The organism is Thermogutta hypogea (assembly GCF_055386265.1).
In genome coordinates this window covers 803,863-821,830 of sequence record NZ_AP042425.1, presented here as the reverse complement: position 1 = coordinate 821,830, position 17,968 = coordinate 803,863, and the positions used below count along the sequence as shown (strand labels likewise).

The window sequence follows — 17,968 nt, the reverse complement described above, 5'->3', positions numbered from 1 at the left end:
GTCGCCGCCGACCCTTGTGACAACCGGTCCTATTTGTGATTGCCGAAGATCAGGGTCATCACTTCGGCCCGGGTGGAAGGATTGTTGCGAAATGCGCCTCGCATGGCCGAGGTCACGCAAATGCTGCCGGGCTTTCGTACACCGCGCACGGTCATGCAGGTATGGACGGCCTCCACCACGACCGCAACCCCGCGAACCTGAAGCTCTTCTACCAAAAGGTCGGCTATGGATTCCGTCATTCTTTCCTGCACCTGCGGTCGACGTGAGATATCCTCGACGACGCGCGCAAGCTTGCTCAACCCCACGACCTTGCCGCCCGGCAGATAAGCGATGTGCGCCTTGCCCATGAAGGGCATCAAATGGTGTTCGCACGTGCTCTCGAAGCTGATGTCCTTGACTAAGACCACCTCATCGTAGCGTTCCGTGAACACCTTTTGCAAATGGCGGCGCGGATCGGAACGAAGCCCCTTGAACAATTCCGCGTACATCCGGGCTACCCGGGCCGGCGTCTCTCGGAGACCCTCGCGGTCGGGGTCCTCTCCCACGGCCCGGAGAATCGTTCGCACGGCCTCTTCAATCGCCTTCATATCGACCGGGGTTTCGAACGGCTCAGGCGGATTTGCGACCGCCTCCGCCGCCCGACGCGATTCCAGCGGCTCTTCCGTGATTTCGGAGATTTCGGAAAAGGTCAGTCTGCCTGGGTGCTCCAGCGACGATGGGGGGACCGGCTTAGCGTTGTCGTTCATCCTCGCAAATCTCGACTAGAAAGGCCCGTGTTGTTCGAACTGAAAAACCAGGTGCCGATCGGGACCGGGTCTCCCATGCATGTGATCCCATCCCGCACGGCCCAAGAATTGCTGCAATGCAAGTTCCATTGTAACGTTTAGCCGTTCGGAGGCATGCCGGGCATGTTCCATCGCACCACGTATCCGGCTACTTTTTCGACACGCCACAGAGAAAGTCTTCACTGGACATGTCTTGACACCGCATGCAGCCTAGAATATAAGTAATCTTATCATCATGATATAGTTTTCATCTGCGCACACGACCTCCAAACCGTGCGTCGCCGCAACAGGGAAGGGCGAGCTTGACAACAACAGCTCCCCTGCGGCACACACCAGCGGTGGAAGGCTGCTCTCCGCATGATAGCGCGGAGGGCTTTCCACGCTCGCCGCGCGACCGCTCGGCTGTGCATCCAACTACCTAACGAATACACTGTGAATACGTTGGGCGCCGGCCGCGATTCGTCCCCGGCTACGGCTGCGGACAACGTTGATAATCAGTACCCACCCGCGAAAACCTGGCCGATATTGACGGGACACTTTGCCGAATGACCTTCGCCGCCATCGTCGCTCTTTCCGTATTAGTGGCAGTCTTCTTGGTCCTCGCATTGACGAGGATTCCGCCGGACGCAGTCCTGGTGGGCGCCTTGGCCATACTCCTGTTTTCGGGCGTGCTCACCAGCAGCGAGGCCCTATCGGGATTCTCGAACGAGGGAATGATCACCATCGCAGTGTTGTTCGTGGTCGGTGCGGGATTGACGGAAACCGGAGCGATTGCCGCGCTTGCCGAGCGGATTTTCGGTCGAGCAAGGACCACCGCCGGTGCGATCCTGCGGGTCATGGCCCCCACTGCCACATTGAGCGCCTTCGTCAATAACACGCCGGTCGTGGCCATGCTGATCCCGGCCGTCAGCGACTGGGCGCGGCAGAACCGGATCACGCCTTCCAAGGTGCTCTTGCCGCTCAGTTATGCCGCCATTTTGGGCGGTACTTGCACCATTATCGGAACGAGTACCAATTTGGTGGTGAACGGTCTCTTGATCCGGGCAGCGGATCATGCCCAGGCGACCGGCGGAGCCCCCCTGCCCCGCGGCTTGGGGCTTTGGGATGTCAGTTGGGTCGGCATTCCCCTCGTCGTTATCGGGATTCTTTTTGTGGTGTTGAGTCATCGTTGGTTGCTGCCGAACCGGCAGTCGGCCGCCCCCGTTCGCGAGGACCCCAGACGGTACATTACCGAAATGGAAGTCGAGACCGGTAGTCAACTGGTGGGAAAGACGATCGAAGAGGCGGGCTTGCGCCACCTGCCGGGGCTTTATCTGGCCGAAATCAATAGGGACGGTAACGTCTTGCCGGCCGTGTCTCCCAAAGAAAAGCTGCGGGCGAACGACAGGCTTGTCTTCGTCGGCGTCGTGGAATCGGTCCGCGATCTCCAAAAGATTCGCGGGCTGGTCCCCGCGACAAACCAAGTCTTCAAGCTGGATGCCCCTCGCTCGCAACGCTGCCTGATCGAGGCCGTAATCAGCGATCGCTGTCCCCTGATTGGCAAGACTATCCGTGACGGCCGCTTTCGCTCCGTGTACAACGCCGTGGTGATTGCCGTCGCGCGGGAAGGGGAGCGTTTGCCCGGAAAAATTGGGGATATCGTTCTGCGTCGCGGCGATACCGTGCTCTTGGAGGCTCACCCGTCTTTCATGGAAACGCACCGGCACAGCCGGGATTTTTACCTGCTCAGCCGATTGGAGGATTCTCGCCCGCCTCGCTTCGAGAAGGCCGCTACCGCGCTGATCGTCCTGGCGGTCATGGTGTTGGTGGTCTCCCTCAGCGAATCCCTGGGCGACGTGACGATTCAGATCGGACCCGTGACGGCCGCACTCGGACGGATCACCATGCTCAAGGGCGCCCTGCTGGCCGCCGCGGCGATGATCCTGCTGCGTTGCTGCACCATGACGGAAGCCCGCCGAGCCATCGATTGGCAACTTCTGGTGACGATCGGCGCGGCCCTGGGCGTCGGTCAAGCGTTGGAAAAGACGGGAGCCGCTTCCGTGATCGCCGGTTCCATCATCGATTTGGCCGGGGGAAATCCTTGGGTTTCGCTGCTGTTTGTCCACGTGATCACGTCGGTACTCACGGAGATGGTCACCAATAACGCCGCAGCCGCCCTGATGTTCCCCTTTGCCTTGGCCACGGCCGGCTCCCTCGGCGTCAACCCAATCCCCTTCGTTATCAGTATCATGATGGCCGCCTCGGCCTCGTTCGCCACGCCGCTGGGGTATCAAACGAATCTGATGGTTTACGGGCCGGGCAACTACCGATTCGCGGATTACTTGCGAGCGGGCATCCCCATGAATATCCTGAACACCGTGGTCACCGTCACACTGGCGCCTCGCATTTGGCCGTTTTGATGATGCGATGGATGATGCGATGCGCCGAAGTCGGCTTGGGGGGTAGAACGAGGGCCGTTCAATCCGGCGACGCCTTGCGCAACGGCCGTCGCTGATGCGGCGATCCGCACACAAACCTGTCCAGGGAGATGCTGCCATGAAGCGGGATCAGTCACGTGGGTTGCTGTGGACTTTGGTCGGAATCGCGGTCCTCGCCTCCGCGGCACGGCCGGGGGCATCCGCCGAACCGAGCGACGTGAACTACGACGAAAGCCGAGTTCCCGCCTATACTCTGCCGGACCCCTTGCTGTGCCAAGACGGAACGATCGTCCGGGACGCCGACACCTGGAGGAACAAACGGCGTCCGGAGCTTCTCGCCCTCTTCGAAAGGGAAATGTACGGTAGGTCCCCCAGGCGTCCGGCCGATTTGTCGTTCCACGTGCGCGCCACAGATGAAAACGCGCTGGGCGGGACGGCCGTGCGAAAAGAAGTCGTCGTGTATTTCTCCGCGACGAAGGAAGCCGGCCCGAAAATGGACGTTTTGATCTACCTGCCCAAACAGGTCCGGCGGCCCGTGCCGATCTTTTTGGGATTGAATTTCTTCGGAAACCATACGATTCACACAGACCCAGGAATTACCCTTTCCAAAAGTTGGATGCGTAATAATCCGGAAAAGGGCGTCGTGAACAACCAGGCCACGGAGGCTTCGCGCGGCACCTCCGCCAGTCGCTGGCCCGTCGAGTTGATACTCAGCCGCGGCTACGGTCTTGCCACGATCTATTACGGCGACATCGACCCCGACTTTGACGACGGTTTTCAAAACGGAGTGCATCCGCTCTTTTACAAAGCGGGACAAACCCGGCCCGCACCGGACGAGTGGGGTTCCATCGGAGCCTGGGCCTGGGGATTGAGCCGAGCTATGGATTACTTCGAGACCGACCCGGATATCGACGCTCAAAAGGTCGCCGTTTTGGGGCATTCCCGGCTCGGCAAGACCGCTTTGTGGGCCGGTGCGCAGGATGAGAGGTTCGCCATCGTCATTTCCAACGACTCGGGTTGCGGCGGCGCGGCCCTCAGTCGGCGTCGCTTCGGCGAGACCGTGGCACGCATCAACACGGTGTTTCCTCATTGGTTTTGCGAAAACTTCAAGAAGTACGGGGACCGCGAGGATGAACTCCCCTTCGATCAGCATGAGCTGATCGCCCTGATAGCGCCTCGGCCCGTGTATGTGGCCAGCGCTTCCGAGGACCTATGGGCGGACCCCAAGGGTGAATTCTTGGCTGCCAAAGCCGCCTCTCCGGTCTATCAACTCTTCGGAAAAGAGGGTTTGCCTGCCGATGAGATGCCGCCTCCCGATCACCCCGCTATGGGAACGATCGGATACCATGTGCGCACCGGGAAACACGATCTTACGGAATACGACTGGCGGTGCTATTTGGACTTTGCCGACAAGCACTACTCCCGGCAGGAACAGTGACTCCTACAGAGGGCGGACGGCAACGCGGCGATTCAGGGGGCCGTCACTAACGCCGGATGCCTGCGCGGGGTACGAGCAGCGCACAAAAATGGCGCTCACTGTCAGCTTTGGATGTAGTCCTTCATGAAGCGGTTCTCCACCGCCAATTCGTCCAACTGCGACTTAACCAAGTCGCCGATGGAGACGATTCCCACCAGCTTGCCATCCTGAAGAACGGGCAAGTGGCGAATACGATGGACCGTCATGGCCTTGAGTACGTCGCCCACGCAATCATCCGGGCAAGCGGTCACCAAATTCCGACTCATGACCTCTTCGGCCTTCCATTCTCGCAGGGGCCGATCCGAAAGCGCACAGCGCCGCAAGACGTCGCGCTCCGACACGATACCGAGTAGCGTTTCGCCGGCTGCGGGATCGCGGTGGCAGACTAGCACAGCCCCAATGTTGTGCTGAACCAGCTCGTCCACAACATCTTGAAGGGTGGCTTCAGGAGCCACCGTGTACACATGCGTCCCTTTTTTCATCAAGATTTCGCGAATCGCCGTCACAGGACAGGACCTCCTCGGAAACAAACCGCTTTTATGGATTGCCGATGGCCTCTATTTTCACAATCGAAGTATAGGAAAATCGACGCTCCGCGGCAACTCGAAGAAGCCTCCATCAAACCGCGGCCTTCCCATCCAAGCTCGCGTGTTGCGTTTTGCCCCGCAGGGCGATATCTTTTTGTTTGGCTGGCGGCAGACATCTATTCGCTGACGGAAGCCACCAGACTCCGAAAGGTGTTGCGGCATTGTCCGGCCGGCCGATCGGGGAGTCTGCCGGGCGACGCGGCCGGGCTGCGAAGCAGGGGACTCATGATCGTGGCATCGACAAAGCGATTCGTGGTACCGATTCTCGTGGTCGTCTTGGGCGTAACGTGGCTTCTGAACGTCTTGGAAATCATCCCGGGCGTGGACTGGATTTGGACACTCGGTCTGGCGACCGTCGGCATCTTGGCCATCGTCGTGGGAGGGGTTAATAAACTTTCCGTCGTGCTAGGGCCTTTTTTCCTCGCGGCTTCGATCTGCTCGGTTCTGCGGCAAACCGGCTACCTCGAGCTTGATCTAGAGATTCCCATTCTGACGATCTTGCTCGGCGTGCTCATGCTGTTGGTGCAGATCTTGGATTTGCCCATGCCGGAACCGTTCAAGCCGGAGCGGAATCCCCAGCGCGGCACAGCCGCCTAATAAGGCAGGGGCCATCAAGCCGTCAAAACGGCGGCGATTCTTTCCGCAGCGCGTCCGTCCCATAGCTCCGGACATCGACCGCGTTTATAGCGTCCGCTCAGGACATCGCCCAAAAGCCGTCGCAAGGCCGCGGCGTCGTTCCCAACCAGCGTGCTGGTGCCCTCTTCGACTGTAACAGGCCGCTCCGTGTTCGGCCGTAACGTAAGGCAAGGGATTCCCAGCGCCGTGCTCTCTTCCTGCAAGCCTCCCGAATCGGTAATGACCACTTTGGCGGACGAGGTCAGGGCCAGGAAATCGCGATACCCCAGCGGGGGAAGCGGGATCAGGCCGCTCTTCCCGTCGCCTTCGCGTCGCAACAGCGACTCCAGCCCGAACTCCCGAATCCGCGTTTGCGTGCGAGGGTGAATCGGGAACAAGATGGGCAGCGTCTTGCCGACCTCTGCCAGGACTTCCAGGAGCGGAGCCAGCGTGCCGGGCTGGTCGACGTTCGACGGGCGATGCAGGGTGACGACGCCGAATTCGCCCAAATCCATGCCCAATCGCTGGAGGGTCTCCCGCGGCCGAATTTTCGGCAGCAGCGCACGAAGCGTGTCGATCATCACATTCCCTACAAGGTGGATCTGCTCCGGCGAGCGGCCCTCTCGGCGGAGGTTTTCCACGCCCGACGGCTCGGAGACAAAAAGCAAGTCGGCAAGAACGTCCGTAACGATACGATTGATTTCCTCGGGCATGGAGCGATCGAAGCTCCGCAGCCCCGCTTCGACGTGAGCGACCGGGACCTGCAATTTGGCCGCGGCCAGGGCCGCCGCCATGGTGGAGTTCACATCCCCCACGACGATCAGACGATGAAAAGGACTTCCCGCGGCATGCGCCTCGAGCAGGACTTTCTCGACGGCCTCCAAAACAAGCGCAGTCTGCCGCCCGTGCGTGCCGGAGCCGACGCCCAAATGGATGTCCGGCCGTCGCATCTCGAGATCTTCGAAAAATACGTCGCTGAGCTGAGAATCGTAGTGCTGCCCCGTGTGGATGAGCACGGTCCGCACATCATCATACTTCTCCAGCGCCCGAAGCAAGGGAGCCATCTTCATGAAGTTCGGACGAGCTCCGACGACGCATCCGAATACGCGAGGCATGTTCCGAATTCCTGGCAGATGAAATCGCACCGCGGTTTGATGGACGAAAGACGCATTCCCTCAATCATAGCCCATGCGCCTTCGGTCGGAGTCGCAAAACACGCGTCCGGCAGAGGGGAAAGAGCCGCCCATCGCAACTATTCGGCGATTGGCGCCATGGGGCGCCCTGGGCCGGATGCATCCCTCGCCGTTCGGCCTTGGGAACGGTGGGCGATGGTTCCAGGCATCGCTCTCGTACCCCATTTGACGGCCCATCTCGGATCGCGTAAAACAATTGAAAGCGAAGAGGGAAAGAACGCGACGGCCCTTCGCCGAGCCGACGCCCGGCGAGGGGTCCCTGCAATGGGGAGCCGCGAACCTGGTCAGGGACGAAAGTCAGCAGCCATAAGCGGTGATCTCCATGTGCGGCGGGCTCCTCGCCGGACGCCGACCGGAATCGAAGGGAGCAGTAGAGTGGGCCGAGTTTTGGCCGTCCTTTCGGGACGGGATTGCACTCTGGTTTGGACCGATCGCAACGAACGGCCGCGAGAAAGAGAACCAGGATTCCCGGGTGGACGTAGTTCATGAGTCCACGTCGAGCCAAAGCCAAATCCGACCCTGAAACCAGGGAATCGCGGGCGGAGGTGGACGTCGCGCAGCCGTCGGGGGCAACGCATTATCTGGTCGTGGCGCGGCGCTACCGGCCGCAATCCTTTCAGGATCTCGTGGGCCAAGAGCACGTCGCGTCGGCCCTTTCCAACGCCATTCGTCACGGTCGCGTCGGGCACGCCTATCTTTTTACCGGCGCTCGGGGTGTGGGCAAGACGTCCACCGCCCGTATCTTCGCCAAGGCCCTCAATTGCGTGCAGGGACCGACGCCCGAGCCGTGCAATCAATGCGAAATTTGCGGCAGTATCTCCAATGGGGAAGACGTGGATGTCCTGGAAATCGACGGTGCCAGCAACCGCGGCATCGAGGAAATCCGCCAGCTTCGCCAAAGCATTGCGGTTCGGCCCAGTCGCAGCCGGTACAAGATCTACATCATCGATGAAGTTCACATGTTGACGAAGGAGGCCTTCAACGCCCTATTGAAGACGTTGGAGGAGCCGCCTGAGCACGTCAAGTTCATCTTCTGCACTACGGAGCCGAACAAGGTTCCCATCACGATCCTCTCGCGCTGCCAGCGCTTTGATTTTGCCGGGATCCGTACGCCCGAGATCGTGGAGCGGCTGCGGGCGATCGCAGACTCCGAGAATGTGCTCGTGGATGACGGCGTCTTGGAGTTGGTGGCGCGCAAAGCGTCCGGCTCCATGCGTGATGCCCAGTCTCTCCTGGAGCAGCTTTTGTCGTTCGCTTCGGAGCGTCTCACCCTCGAAGATGCCAACCGTTTGCTCGGATTGGCCGGCACCGACGCCGTCGAAGCCATCGTATCGGCGGTCGCGGCACGGGATGCGCGAGCGGCGCTCACCGAACTGCATCGCGTGCTTGCCGCCGGTGCGGACGCGGCCCTTCTGGTGGAGCAATTACTGGCGTTTTACCGGGATTGCCTGGTTGCATGCTTGGGCTGCACCGGTGACGTGCTGCTCACAGTGGGACCGAGTCAGACCGAACGAGCTGCCGAGATCGGCCGCTCGCTAGGTCTGCCTCGCCTGATGGCCTCCATGCAGATTCTGGATTATGCACTCAGTCGCATGCGCGTGGTGACTCACGATCGTATCGTGGCGGAACTGGCGCTTGTTCGACTGGTAATGCTGGATGAAATGGAGGATCTGCACCAAATCTTAACCGAGCTGCGATCCCAGCCTGTTGGCAGTCCTCAAGTGGCCCGGGTAGCGTCGCCGACCGCTGCCTCTCTTCGCTCCGGGGAGTCTTCGGGCGGCGCTTTTTCGCGAGCCGGCTCGGCATTAGGGTCCAAGCCCGCTCCGGATTCGATCCGCGGCGAAACCTCGCCCACGGACCCTCGCTTGGGCACGGGCGCGCGACAATCCCACCAGATCGGTGGGGATGATACCACGTCGGGATTGCGTGCCTCTCCGCCAAGCGATGCGAAGGACCTTAATCATATCTCCCAGTCCGAACACGCCGCCGCTCCCCATCAAACGGCGGTTCCGCCGGACCCTGATCGGGCGCTCGAAATCTGGAACCGAGCGATGGAATCGCTACCCGTTCTATTGGCGGAGCAGGCCCGGCAATTCGATCGTGTCGTTTGGACGGAAGCCGGACGATTGCAAGTCCTATTCCGTCCGCAGGCTCAATTCAGCTACGGCTTTTGCAGTCGGCCGGAAAACAAAGCCCGCATCGAAGCGGCCCTGCGTCGCATCCTCGGCGGCAGCGCTGCCGTGGACTTCGTGCTGATGTCGGGAGCCTCGCCCATCGACGAGCGAAATCCAAGCCCGATCTCTCAGCAACAGCAGCTTTTCGACATCATGCAAAACCCCTTGGTCCGAAAGGCGATCGACGTATTTGGGGCGGAACCGACGCAGGTCTTGCCGCCGACGAAGCAATCCCAAGAATCTTTGCTGTTTTCGGAAGACGAGTCCCTCCCGTCCGACGTTGCCGACCCGGACGACGACTGAGCTTCGAAATCACGCCGCCTTTCTGTGCCTGCATTTTCCCTCCGACCGGTCCGCGCCGCAGGAAAAAACGGCTTCCGCCGCCGCGCACCGATCGCTATACTCTCCGACCCCGAAAAATCACAGCAAAGATCACCCCCGGCAAGAAGGGCTCGGAGTGGTTGGAAGAATGGGATCAGGCTTTCGATTCCGTCGGCCGATGGGATGCCTCGCTGCGGTATTCCTAGCGGTTGCGACGGCCGCATGCACCGGATGCGGCACCACCAAGTGGACCGAGACCCGGCGCACCGCGACCGAACAACTTCTGATTTCCTCATCGATCGATCAGGCGGTAAGTCAGATTGACTTTCGCGCTCTGGTAAGCAAGAAGGTGTTTCTTGATGAGACTTATCTCAAAGACGTGGTGGACTCGACCTACTTGGTGAGTTCCCTGCGTCAACAATTGCTGGCAGGCGGCGCGATTCTGGCCGAGAAAAAGGACCAGGCGGACTATGTCCTCGAAGTTCGCTCGGGCGCGGTGGGAACCGACATGCACAGCCTGTTGATCGGTGTACCCCAAACGAACCTTCCCTCGGGTCTTGCAGCGGTCGGCGCGCCCTCGAACATCCCCGAGATTCCGTTCGTGAAGCGAACCAAGCAGACGGCCGTTACCAAAATACTTCTGTTTGCCTATCATCGCGAAAGTGGACGACCCCTCTGGCAGTCCGGTCAGGTGCTTGCCAAGAGTTGGGCGCAAGACGTGTGGATTCTCGGAGCAGGCCCTATCCAGCGAGGGGATGTTTATTCAGGAACCCAGCTCGCCGGCGACAAACTGGAAATTCCTTTCGTCAACTTCGATCGTCCTGAACGAAAGGTCTCCGCGACCGAGGAGGTGTATTTCCTAGGCAACTTCAGGCAGGATCAGGCTCAATCCGCCGACGCGACGGCCGACTCTCACGGCGATGGGACGCCGATCGCGGCGGATGCAGGCGGAGGGCAAGTCGCCCCGCCGCCTCGTCAAGCCAATCCGGTCAACGGGCCGAGCTTTCCGACTTCCCCAACCCCTCAGCCCGGAATCGTGGAACCGTCGGGAACGAGACAAAGCAACGCGGCACCCGCTGCCTGGTGGCAATGGGATCCGACCGGCGGAAACAGGCTGCCGACTCCGTCGCGCTAATTATGCGCAGCCGGCCCGACCGGCAAACCCTCCATGCCGGATTGCGCGGTTGTGATCCGCCTGGGAGGATCGCATCCCGGACATTCAGAGCCGCATCGGCACCCGCGGTTAGCGTTTCTCGAGAATCTGAAGGCTCTCGGCCGGAACCAATTGATTGAGACTTCCGGAACGGAACCCCATCAGGTCGAGTGTTACGAACTTGAACCCGGCCTCGGTCAACTCCTTGAGAAGAGCGTCTCGCAACGTCGGCTCCAACAATCGGGAAAGTTGGTCGACCGGCACCTCGATTCGGGCGAGGTCACCTTTGTGGTACCGCACCCGCAGGAGGTGAAAACCCCGTGTACGCAGGAATCGCTCGGCCCGCTCGACCATGGCGAGCCGTTCCGGAGTGACCTGCTCACCATAGGCGATGCGACTGCTCAGGCACGGTGAGGCCGGCTTATCCCAAATCGGCAAGCCCCAATGCTTGGCCAAGAGGCGGATCTCGTCCTTGGACAAGTCGCACTCCGAGAGGGGGCTGCGGACGCCTCGTTCGCGAGCAGCCGTCATACCGGGGCGATGATCCCCTCGATCGTCGCGGTTCGAACCATCGACGACGACGGCCACTCCGAGCTTCCGAGCCCAGTCGCCCATCTTCGTAAATAACTCCGTCTTGCAAAAGTAGCAACGGTCGGCAAGGTTCTGCTGATAGCGGGGATCCTTCAGCTCTTCCGTTTCCAGAATCACGTGGCGGATGCCGATCCGGGCGGCCAGTTGGCGGCACTCCTCCAGCTCACCGGCGGCCAGACTCGCGCTGACCCCGGTCACCGCTACCGACCGCTCCCCCAAGGCCGTGTAAGCCGCCTTGGCCAAGACGGCGCTGTCCAAACCGCCGGAAAACGCCACGGCGCAGCTTCCAAAGCTCCGCAGCAATTGCAAGAGCCGCTCTCTTTTCTCAATCAATTCGGCGGGAAGATCCTCATGAGCCGGCTCCATAACGGACGACCCACGATCGACGCTGCACGCATGGGAAACTTGAACATTGCCCTTGTTCATCGTTCGTTTCACCCGAGCTTTGCCGAGGGCATCGGCGAGTAAAAAACCAGAAATATGCTCATTTTCCGATTCCGCGCCGACCGAACGACGCAGGCCTTCTGCTCCTGGATTTTTCGCCACCGAAAGGCGGAAGTCAACCGCAGCAATCGAACCGTCCGCCGGTCTCGAAGCTCGGGACAAGGCGACGGCGTTTCTCCGGTCACGCCTTCGGGCGGGGAAGAAACATATCCGCAAAGCGAAGACCCAAAGCCTCGATCATCTCGAAACATCGGTGCATGTCGATGGGCTTGTCGTCGAAGTTGTTGGTGCCGAGAGAAAACTTGGCCCCCATTTCCTTGGCCAATTGCAGAAACTTCAGCGGCGGGTATCCGCTGGAGGCATTGATCTCCAAGGCCACTCCGCGATCCACCGCCGCACGGACGATCTTGGTCATCCGTTCCTCGGTCCAAAGACGATCGTATTGGGACGCCAACGCGGGCGGCAGCCAAGTCGGATTGGCCAAAATCGAGATCGGCTCCGAAAGCACCCGCAGGTTGTGCCGGACGTACCGTTCCATCCAGGCGTCGGGGTCGTCGATCGTGTAGTTGTCCGTAATCCACAGCTTGACCGGCGGACTGTCGTCGTGCGGCATCGGCATGATCATGGTGTCGGCCAGGACGTAATCCAATCGGGCGACAAGGTCCGGCGCCAACACGTCGGCCCAATCGCGATCATTGACCTGCACGCCCACGAAAACCGGCCGTCCGGCAGCCCCGTCGAGGAAGGACCTCAATTTGTCATTGTCGTCGATGGGCCAGCCTCGACCCACGTTCTCCAAGACGCCGCAGTTGACGCCGGTCACGGCCTGGCGAACCACGGCCTTATCCACCGTCATTCCGCCGCGAATGTGAACGTGGAAATCGGTAATCGGCACTCCCAGGGCCGCCATCTGATCGATCAACCCCGGTCTCAAACCGTAGCCTTCCTCGGATGCCCGCGGTTCGGCCAGGGGATCGGCATCGTCGGGCAGCAGCCGGATGCGAGGATTGCGGAATCGCATGCGGCTTCCCGGGTCATGGGCCTGTAGCGCAATGGTGCCCTCGGACACGCGGCGAAGCACGCGATTCCTGGCCCGCGGCGGATCCTCAGGCTCGACATAATCCACGGTAGGAATGTCGTTGACCCAAACGCGAATGCGTTTGCCGATCACGCAGACGCGAACGCGAAACCACACGTCATCCGGCAACCAAGCCTTGTAAATATCGCGAATGGCGAACAACCCGCCGGTTCGACGGAATTCGGGATTATCGCCGATCATCGGGTACGAATTGTTGATTTGTACCTCGTATCCCTTAGGAGGCGAGCCGGTTTCCACGAAGTCCGTGTGAAAGAATATTCCCGAGTTGGCATTCTTCTCGGTTATGACGTCCACCATGAAATCGAAATTGCGGAAGGGCGTCGGCGCCGCCTTGCCGACGTAGAACAGATGACTTCTCGGGCCGTCGGCGGAGAGGACGCCGTCGCGGACCTGCCAGCTTGCGGTGTTCTCTGAGGCCCGCCAGCCGTCAAGATTGGTGCCGTTGAAGAGGGAAATCCACTCCCCTTCCGCGGCGGAGCCGGTCGGTTCCGCAGCGTCCGGGCTTTTGGACATGGTGCAACCGGCCGTCGCGATCGCCAGGCTGGTTGCTAGAAAACCACGACGCGGCATGCCTTCTTTCGACATGCGATTCCCAGTCGCTGATGTTTTTTTCATGGGGAACCGGCTCCAGTTGGGATGCAACGAATATGTGGGAACGGATGCTCATACTACCACGCAACGATCGACCGCGACGCAATTCTCCCCTTCGACTCGGTTTCAAGGGAGACAAAACGAGGTACATGGCGTCGGCGGGCAATACCACGGCCACGCCGCCGTTCACACTTTCAACGGGAATAGAACGGGAAGGATAACCGTTCACATCCAGCAACACGGCTTTCTTGATGTTCGGATTCTTGACCGTCAAACGGACTTTCGTAGCGGCGACGCGCCAGGGAGCGCGGCCCGTATCGACGATCTGCTTTCCCCTCAAGGGTACGCCGTCGGATTCCATCTCGGCGTCTCTCTCGATCCATCCGGTGGGGCGGATCGTCGTGCCCACTTGTACCAGGATTTTTTCCGAGGCGGCAAGCGGTCGTTGATCGAGCGGAACGACGGTGATTGCCGCGTACTCGTTCTGCGACTCGATGACGGTGTCCGCGAGCTGCGCCCTTCCGCCGGCAGCCTTCAAGAAGCCCACCCAACTTTGACACCGGGGTGTGTTCACCGTCAGGATGCCTCTTCGATAATCGAGCGCGATTTCACCCGTCATGCTAGTGTAGTGTCTTGTAATTGAGGGAACTTATCCATGGCCGCCGGCGTCTCACTCTCAGACCGAGGAGGATGACGCCATGCGAGTTGCGAAAGCCATCGAGTTGAGTGACGCGGAACGAACGACGCTGACGAAATGGTCGCGGGGTCGGAGCACGCCGGCACGCGTGGTGTTGCGTGCCAAGATCGTCCTGGCCGCGGCGGCGGGCAAGCGTAACGACGAGATTGCCGCCGAACTCGGCTGCACGCGTCGCACGGTGGGAACGTGGCGGACCCGCTTCCTGGAGGCGGGCCTGGCGGGCCTCGACAAGGACAAGCCGCGCGGCGGTCGCAGACCGAAGGTCCGCGCCGCGAAGGAGGCGGAGATCCTCCGCAAGACGACGCAGGAGAAGCCCGCCAACGCCACGCACTGGTCGACCCGCTCGATGGCGAAGGCCGTGGGGGTGAGCAAGGCGACTGTGCATCGCATTTGGCGTGACCACGGCTTGAAGCCGCACTTGGTGAAGACCTTCAAGGTCTCCAACGATCCGCGGTTTGTCGAAAAGGTCGTGGACCTCGTAGGCCTGTACCTCAACCCGCCCGAACACGCCTTGGTGCTCTCCTGCGACGAGAAGAGCCAGATTCAGGCGCTCGATCGCACGCAGAAAAGTTTGCCGCTGTATCCCGGCCGGTTGGGTACGCTGACGCACGACTACAAACGCCACGGGACGACGACGCTGTTTGCGGCCATCGAGGTGGCTGAAGGCAAGGTCATCGCCGAGTGCATGCCGCGACATCGCCATCAGGAATGGTTGAAGTTTCTCAAGAAGATCGATGCGGAGACGCCGCCCGAACTCGACTTGCATTTGATCGTGGACAACTACGCCACGCACAAGCATCCGAAGGTGCAGCGGTGGCTGGCACGGCACCAACGCTTTCACATCCACTTCACGCCGACGAGTAGTTCCTGGCTGAATCTGGTCGAACGCTGGTTTCGCGACATCACGGATCGCCGCATTCGCCGCGGCGTCTTCAAGAGCGTTCGGCAGTTGGAACGGGCGATCTATGAATACATTGCCGATCACAATGCCAATCCCAAGGGCTTCACGTGGACGGCCAAGGCCGAGGCGATCCTCGCCAAAGTCCGTCGCGCCCGCGCCGCACTGGATAAGGCCCCATCTGAGTGAGACACTACACTAGTGACGACGCCGCGATCCCGATCGATGTAGCGATCGAGCGGGGCCGTCCGGCTCTTGCTCTCATTCCCGTCAAATTTGATCACGACCGGCCCGACGAAGAAGGCCAGACGGTCGATCTCTTGGCGAACAGAAGAGGTGGGCGCGAAATCGCCGGGGTCCCGGTTGGGATCGAATTTTCCCGCTTCGGAGATGATCGGCACGCGGCGCTCCCACATCCCCCGAAGCGAACGCTCTTCATAAACGGCCGGTTGATCGGCGGCCCGAATGAACCCCATCCGATATGCCAGTGCGGCTGCGGGAAACATCCCCGCGTGGGTGGGAATGGCGCTGGACCATTTCTTCAGGGAATTCAAATTTCCAACCTTCCAGTACGGCCAAACCGGATCGGCGTGCCACGTTTCGTCGCCGAACGCGAACCAATAGAAAGAATCGACTCCCGTCAGCGACATATAGGCCGCGGCCATGATGGGGCCTTCCGCCTGGTAAAGAGACGGGCTGGTCCACGAGACCTCGGTGATCAACATCGGCTGTCCCAACGTTTGCTTGAGCGCTCCAGGGAACTCTTCGGGCTCCAAGAGATTGGATTGACTGAGGAAGAAGTGATTCGGGTCGATCCGCCAGCCGTTCATGGGACCGCTGTGGATACCGCCGGTATAACGGTTGATTGCCGCCACATCCGCGGCGGTATAGGTCCAGCGCTCCACGTCTTCAAGTAACACGGGGTCGGCCGTCCGCCAATTTGTCGCGTTGACGAGCTGCTTGCAACCGAGCTCTTCGCGGTAGTATGCTGCGACATCGCGATAGAAGCCGTATTGCAGCCTGGCCATGAATTCCAATTGGTCGGCCAACCGATTCGCCCAGTCGGGATCGGGCCGCGGTGCCTGCGACGTGAATCGCCAAATGATTTCCAAGCCGACCTCGCCCGCCGCGAAATCGTCGTCCTTGTGCCTTGCCGAGCCCCACGCCTTTTGTGCCGCGTCCAACGAACCGTACTTTTTCACCAGGAACTCGGCGAAGAGACGTCGAAGTTTGCCAGCGAAAGGCTCCAGAATCCGCTGCGAAGTCCAGAAAAGCAGGCTGTCCTCGTTTTGTACTTGGATCAAGGCCACCGCGGGTTCATCTCGCAAGGGCGTGCGGTCTTCGGCGTAGGGATTGGGACGCGTGTACAGCTCCTTGACCCAAGCCTTGTAGGCGGCTTGCAAACGCGGCTCAAAGAATAGGAGTCCCTCCGGCCCCGACTGACCGGTGTAGGAGTCCAGATCCCAGCTTGCCGGAATCTTCTGCGTGTGCGACCAATAGGGGGAAATGGTGACGTAAATACCCTGCTTCTTGGCCTCGGCCACAAAACGCAGGATGCCGTCGACGACCTTCTCATCCACATCGGTGAGGCGGGCGCCCTCCTTTTCCACGCAGAGTTGCGCGTGAACGCGGACCATGTTCACGCCCAATTTGGCCAACCACCGCAAGTGGCGGCGCATGGCCTCGGGCTCCATGCGCCATCCGTCGCTGACGACGGACCAAAAGCGAATCGGCTGCCCGTCGCCCCGGAGGAAAGACATGCCGTCCGGGGTAAGGCGGATAAATCCGGCCTCGCCCGCCCGCGATTCATTCAAGGACCGAAGATCCAGCAACGCTTCCGATGAAAAGGGATCCGTAGCGGGCTGAAAGGCCCAGGTTTCGCTCTCGTCCACACGCTTTGCTTGCGTGGCGGGATCGCCGGGCTTCGACAATCCCCGAGGCACAAACACTTCGTTGGTCAAAACGAAAGCATCCAGTCCCCCGTGGTTCTGCAACTCTCCATACATGCGGAAGGTGATGTGATGTTCGCCGGGATTCAGGGAAAGCCGGCCCGCCAAAACCCAGCCGATGAATCGCAAGTCGGGCTTGTCGTCGGCAGCGATGTTCGTGACTTCCGAGGCTGCATCGAACGCCACCTCTTGCCAATCGCCTCCGTCGACGCGAAACGCGAGATGGCTTTTCACCGGGTTGGCACGCAACCAAAGTGCGTAATCTCCGCCCTCTCGCACCACGACGCGGTAGCTCGCCGTGCCCTCTTTTTCCTCGGAAAAATTGCTGATCCAATCCCCGCCTGACAGATGCTCTTTCCGAACCTGATCATACCACCAAGGATGCCGATTCATGGTATGGGAATGCGGCGATTCGCCTTCGATCCAAAGGCTTTCGCCGGCAAAGGCTGTCCGGATGACCGAACCCAGGCAAAAACAACCAGCCAACAAGGCACACCAAAGAACCGCCCGCATCGCAATCCTCCTGTTCATCCCTAAGCGAATCCGTCAAACGGTGCATTATGAAATCGCGGCGCAGTGCGCGTCAATCAAACAGCCGGCTACGATCACGGGAATTATCAGGTTTTGCACGGCAATTGTTAGGCCTGGCGACGCACCGAAAACCGTTCACACCAGCCGTGACGGGGCGGAGGGCCGCCTTTTCCCCTCGAGCGGTTTGCGATACTTCCCTACTGTGTAATTGCGCGCGAGCCGGCGATCCGACGGCAGGAGCAAGCATCGGCGCGACTTGATGCCGGGGATGAGCGTTCAAGGGATTCACTTCCTCCCGAACCGCATCCCCGTACACTGGCCTCTTCCAACCGGAAATGATTGCGTTTGCGCCGGGTTGCTTTTACAATTCCGCGTAATGAAACCAGCCCCCCGGAAAATGCGCCCGCCGGACGTGCTCCCCGCGTAGCCATCGCGCCGGATTCGCG

At 60.4% G+C, this 17,968-nt stretch carries 13 protein-coding genes and 1 other RNA gene; 7 read left to right on the top strand and 7 right to left on the bottom strand.

All coding sequences use genetic code 11. From position 1 onward, the window contains the following. Nucleotides 1-29: 29 nt before the first annotated feature. Nucleotides 30-587 (bottom strand): GTP cyclohydrolase I FolE, encoded by a 558-nt coding sequence (gene folE / locus ACZ5B4_RS02770; protein ID WP_464913988.1) that lies wholly within the window; start codon nt 585-587, stop codon nt 30-32. A gap of 743 nt (nt 588-1,330) precedes the next feature. On the opposite strand from folE, the gene ACZ5B4_RS02765 reads away from it, so the two are divergent. Both ACZ5B4_RS02765 and ACZ5B4_RS02760 read left to right on the top strand, forming a co-directional pair. Further along, a complete protein-coding gene (locus tag ACZ5B4_RS02765; RefSeq protein ID WP_464912917.1) occupies nt 1,331-3,184 on the top strand; it encodes an SLC13 family permease in 1,854 nt (617 codons plus the stop codon). 136 nt (nt 3,185-3,320) lie between these two features. Further along, nucleotides 3,321-4,640, top strand: coding sequence for a glucuronyl esterase domain-containing protein (locus tag ACZ5B4_RS02760; RefSeq protein ID WP_464912916.1), 1,320 nt, complete (start codon nt 3,321-3,323; stop codon nt 4,638-4,640). Nucleotides 4,641-4,741: 101 nt separating this feature from the next. Here ACZ5B4_RS02760 and ACZ5B4_RS02755 read toward each other — a convergent pair whose 3' ends face one another. Further along, nucleotides 4,742-5,185 (bottom strand): CBS domain-containing protein, encoded by a 444-nt coding sequence (locus ACZ5B4_RS02755; protein ID WP_464912915.1) that lies wholly within the window; start codon nt 5,183-5,185, stop codon nt 4,742-4,744. A 306-nt stretch (nt 5,186-5,491) separates the two neighbouring features. On the opposite strand from ACZ5B4_RS02755, the gene ACZ5B4_RS02750 reads away from it, so the two are divergent. Continuing rightward, nucleotides 5,492-5,863 carry a hypothetical protein gene (locus ACZ5B4_RS02750; RefSeq protein WP_464912914.1) on the top strand — a complete coding sequence of 124 codons (372 nt, stop codon included), beginning with the start codon at nt 5,492-5,494 and terminating at the stop codon, nt 5,861-5,863. A gap of 14 nt (nt 5,864-5,877) precedes the next feature. Here the strand turns inward: ACZ5B4_RS02750 and wecB are convergent, their stop codons facing one another. Then, nucleotides 5,878-6,996: a non-hydrolyzing UDP-N-acetylglucosamine 2-epimerase gene (gene wecB / locus ACZ5B4_RS02745; RefSeq protein WP_464912913.1), complete on the bottom strand. Its 1,119-nt coding sequence runs from the start codon at nt 6,994-6,996 to the stop codon at nt 5,878-5,880. 325 nt (nt 6,997-7,321) lie between these two features. Between wecB and ffs the strand changes: the two genes are divergently transcribed. From ffs to ACZ5B4_RS02730, 3 genes are all read left to right on the top strand, one after another. After that, an RNA gene (gene ffs, locus ACZ5B4_RS02740) (signal recognition particle sRNA small type) lies at nt 7,322-7,420 on the top strand. Between the two features lie 139 nt (nt 7,421-7,559). After that, nucleotides 7,560-9,551: a DNA polymerase III subunit gamma/tau gene (dnaX, locus tag ACZ5B4_RS02735; RefSeq protein ID WP_464912912.1), complete on the top strand. Its 1,992-nt coding sequence runs from the start codon at nt 7,560-7,562 to the stop codon at nt 9,549-9,551. Nucleotides 9,552-9,717: 166 nt separating this feature from the next. Further along, nucleotides 9,718-10,704: a DUF6655 family protein gene (locus ACZ5B4_RS02730; protein WP_464912911.1), complete on the top strand. Its 987-nt coding sequence runs from the start codon at nt 9,718-9,720 to the stop codon at nt 10,702-10,704. Between the two features lie 108 nt (nt 10,705-10,812). On the opposite strand, the gene larE is transcribed toward ACZ5B4_RS02730, so the two are convergent. The 3 genes from larE to ACZ5B4_RS02715 all read right to left on the bottom strand — a co-directional run bounded on the left by larE (nt 10,813) and on the right by ACZ5B4_RS02715 (nt 14,066). After that, entirely contained in the window at nt 10,813-11,739 is a 927-nt protein-coding gene (gene larE, locus ACZ5B4_RS02725; protein WP_464912910.1) for an ATP-dependent sacrificial sulfur transferase LarE, read from the bottom strand. Nucleotides 11,740-11,938: 199 nt separating this feature from the next. Beyond that, nucleotides 11,939-13,369, bottom strand: a complete 1,431-nt coding sequence (locus ACZ5B4_RS02720) for a 3-keto-alpha-glucoside-1,2-lyase-like domain-containing protein (RefSeq protein ID WP_464912909.1) — start codon at nt 13,367-13,369, stop codon at nt 11,939-11,941. Beyond that, the gene (locus ACZ5B4_RS02715; protein WP_464912908.1) at nt 13,284-14,066 is read right to left on the bottom strand and encodes a hypothetical protein; all 783 of its coding nucleotides are present in this window, start codon (nt 14,064-14,066) and stop codon (nt 13,284-13,286) included. Before ACZ5B4_RS02715 ends, ACZ5B4_RS02720 begins: the two co-directional genes overlap by 86 nt. 79 nt (nt 14,067-14,145) lie before the next feature. Between ACZ5B4_RS02715 and ACZ5B4_RS02710 the strand changes: the two genes are divergently transcribed. After that, nucleotides 14,146-15,231: an IS630 family transposase gene (locus ACZ5B4_RS02710; protein WP_464911496.1), complete on the top strand. Its 1,086-nt coding sequence runs from the start codon at nt 14,146-14,148 to the stop codon at nt 15,229-15,231. Here the strand turns inward: ACZ5B4_RS02710 and ACZ5B4_RS02705 are convergent. Continuing rightward, nucleotides 15,126-17,504, bottom strand: coding sequence for a hypothetical protein (locus ACZ5B4_RS02705; protein WP_464912907.1), 2,379 nt, complete (start codon nt 17,502-17,504; stop codon nt 15,126-15,128). The two genes, ACZ5B4_RS02710 and ACZ5B4_RS02705, sit on opposite strands and share 106 nt — an antisense overlap. Nucleotides 17,505-17,968 lie beyond the last annotated feature (464 nt).

Excerpts from the sequence above, each read along its gene's own strand:
- folE (WP_464913988.1), bottom strand. The coding sequence starts at position 587 with ATGAAGGCGATTGAAGAGGCCGTGCGAACGATTCTCCGGGCCGTGGGA.
- ACZ5B4_RS02765 (WP_464912917.1), top strand. The coding sequence starts at position 1,331 with ATGACCTTCGCCGCCATCGTCGCTCTTTCCGTATTAGTGGCAGTCTTC.
- ACZ5B4_RS02760 (WP_464912916.1), top strand. The coding sequence starts at position 3,321 with ATGAAGCGGGATCAGTCACGTGGGTTGCTGTGGACTTTGGTCGGAATC.
- ACZ5B4_RS02750 (WP_464912914.1), top strand. The coding sequence starts at position 5,492 with ATGATCGTGGCATCGACAAAGCGATTCGTGGTACCGATTCTCGTGGTC.
- wecB (WP_464912913.1), bottom strand. The coding sequence starts at position 6,996 with ATGCCTCGCGTATTCGGATGCGTCGTCGGAGCTCGTCCGAACTTCATG.
- dnaX (WP_464912912.1), top strand. The coding sequence starts at position 7,560 with ATGAGTCCACGTCGAGCCAAAGCCAAATCCGACCCTGAAACCAGGGAA.
- ACZ5B4_RS02730 (WP_464912911.1), top strand. The coding sequence starts at position 9,718 with ATGGGATCAGGCTTTCGATTCCGTCGGCCGATGGGATGCCTCGCTGCG.
- larE (WP_464912910.1), bottom strand. The coding sequence starts at position 11,739 with ATGAACAAGGGCAATGTTCAAGTTTCCCATGCGTGCAGCGTCGATCGT.
- ACZ5B4_RS02720 (WP_464912909.1), bottom strand. The coding sequence starts at position 13,369 with ATGTCCAAAAGCCCGGACGCTGCGGAACCGACCGGCTCCGCCGCGGAA.
- ACZ5B4_RS02715 (WP_464912908.1), bottom strand. The coding sequence starts at position 14,066 with ATGACGGGTGAAATCGCGCTCGATTATCGAAGAGGCATCCTGACGGTG.
- ACZ5B4_RS02710 (WP_464911496.1), top strand. The coding sequence starts at position 14,146 with ATGCGAGTTGCGAAAGCCATCGAGTTGAGTGACGCGGAACGAACGACG.
- ACZ5B4_RS02705 (WP_464912907.1), bottom strand. The coding sequence starts at position 17,504 with ATGCGGGCGGTTCTTTGGTGTGCCTTGTTGGCTGGTTGTTTTTGCCTG.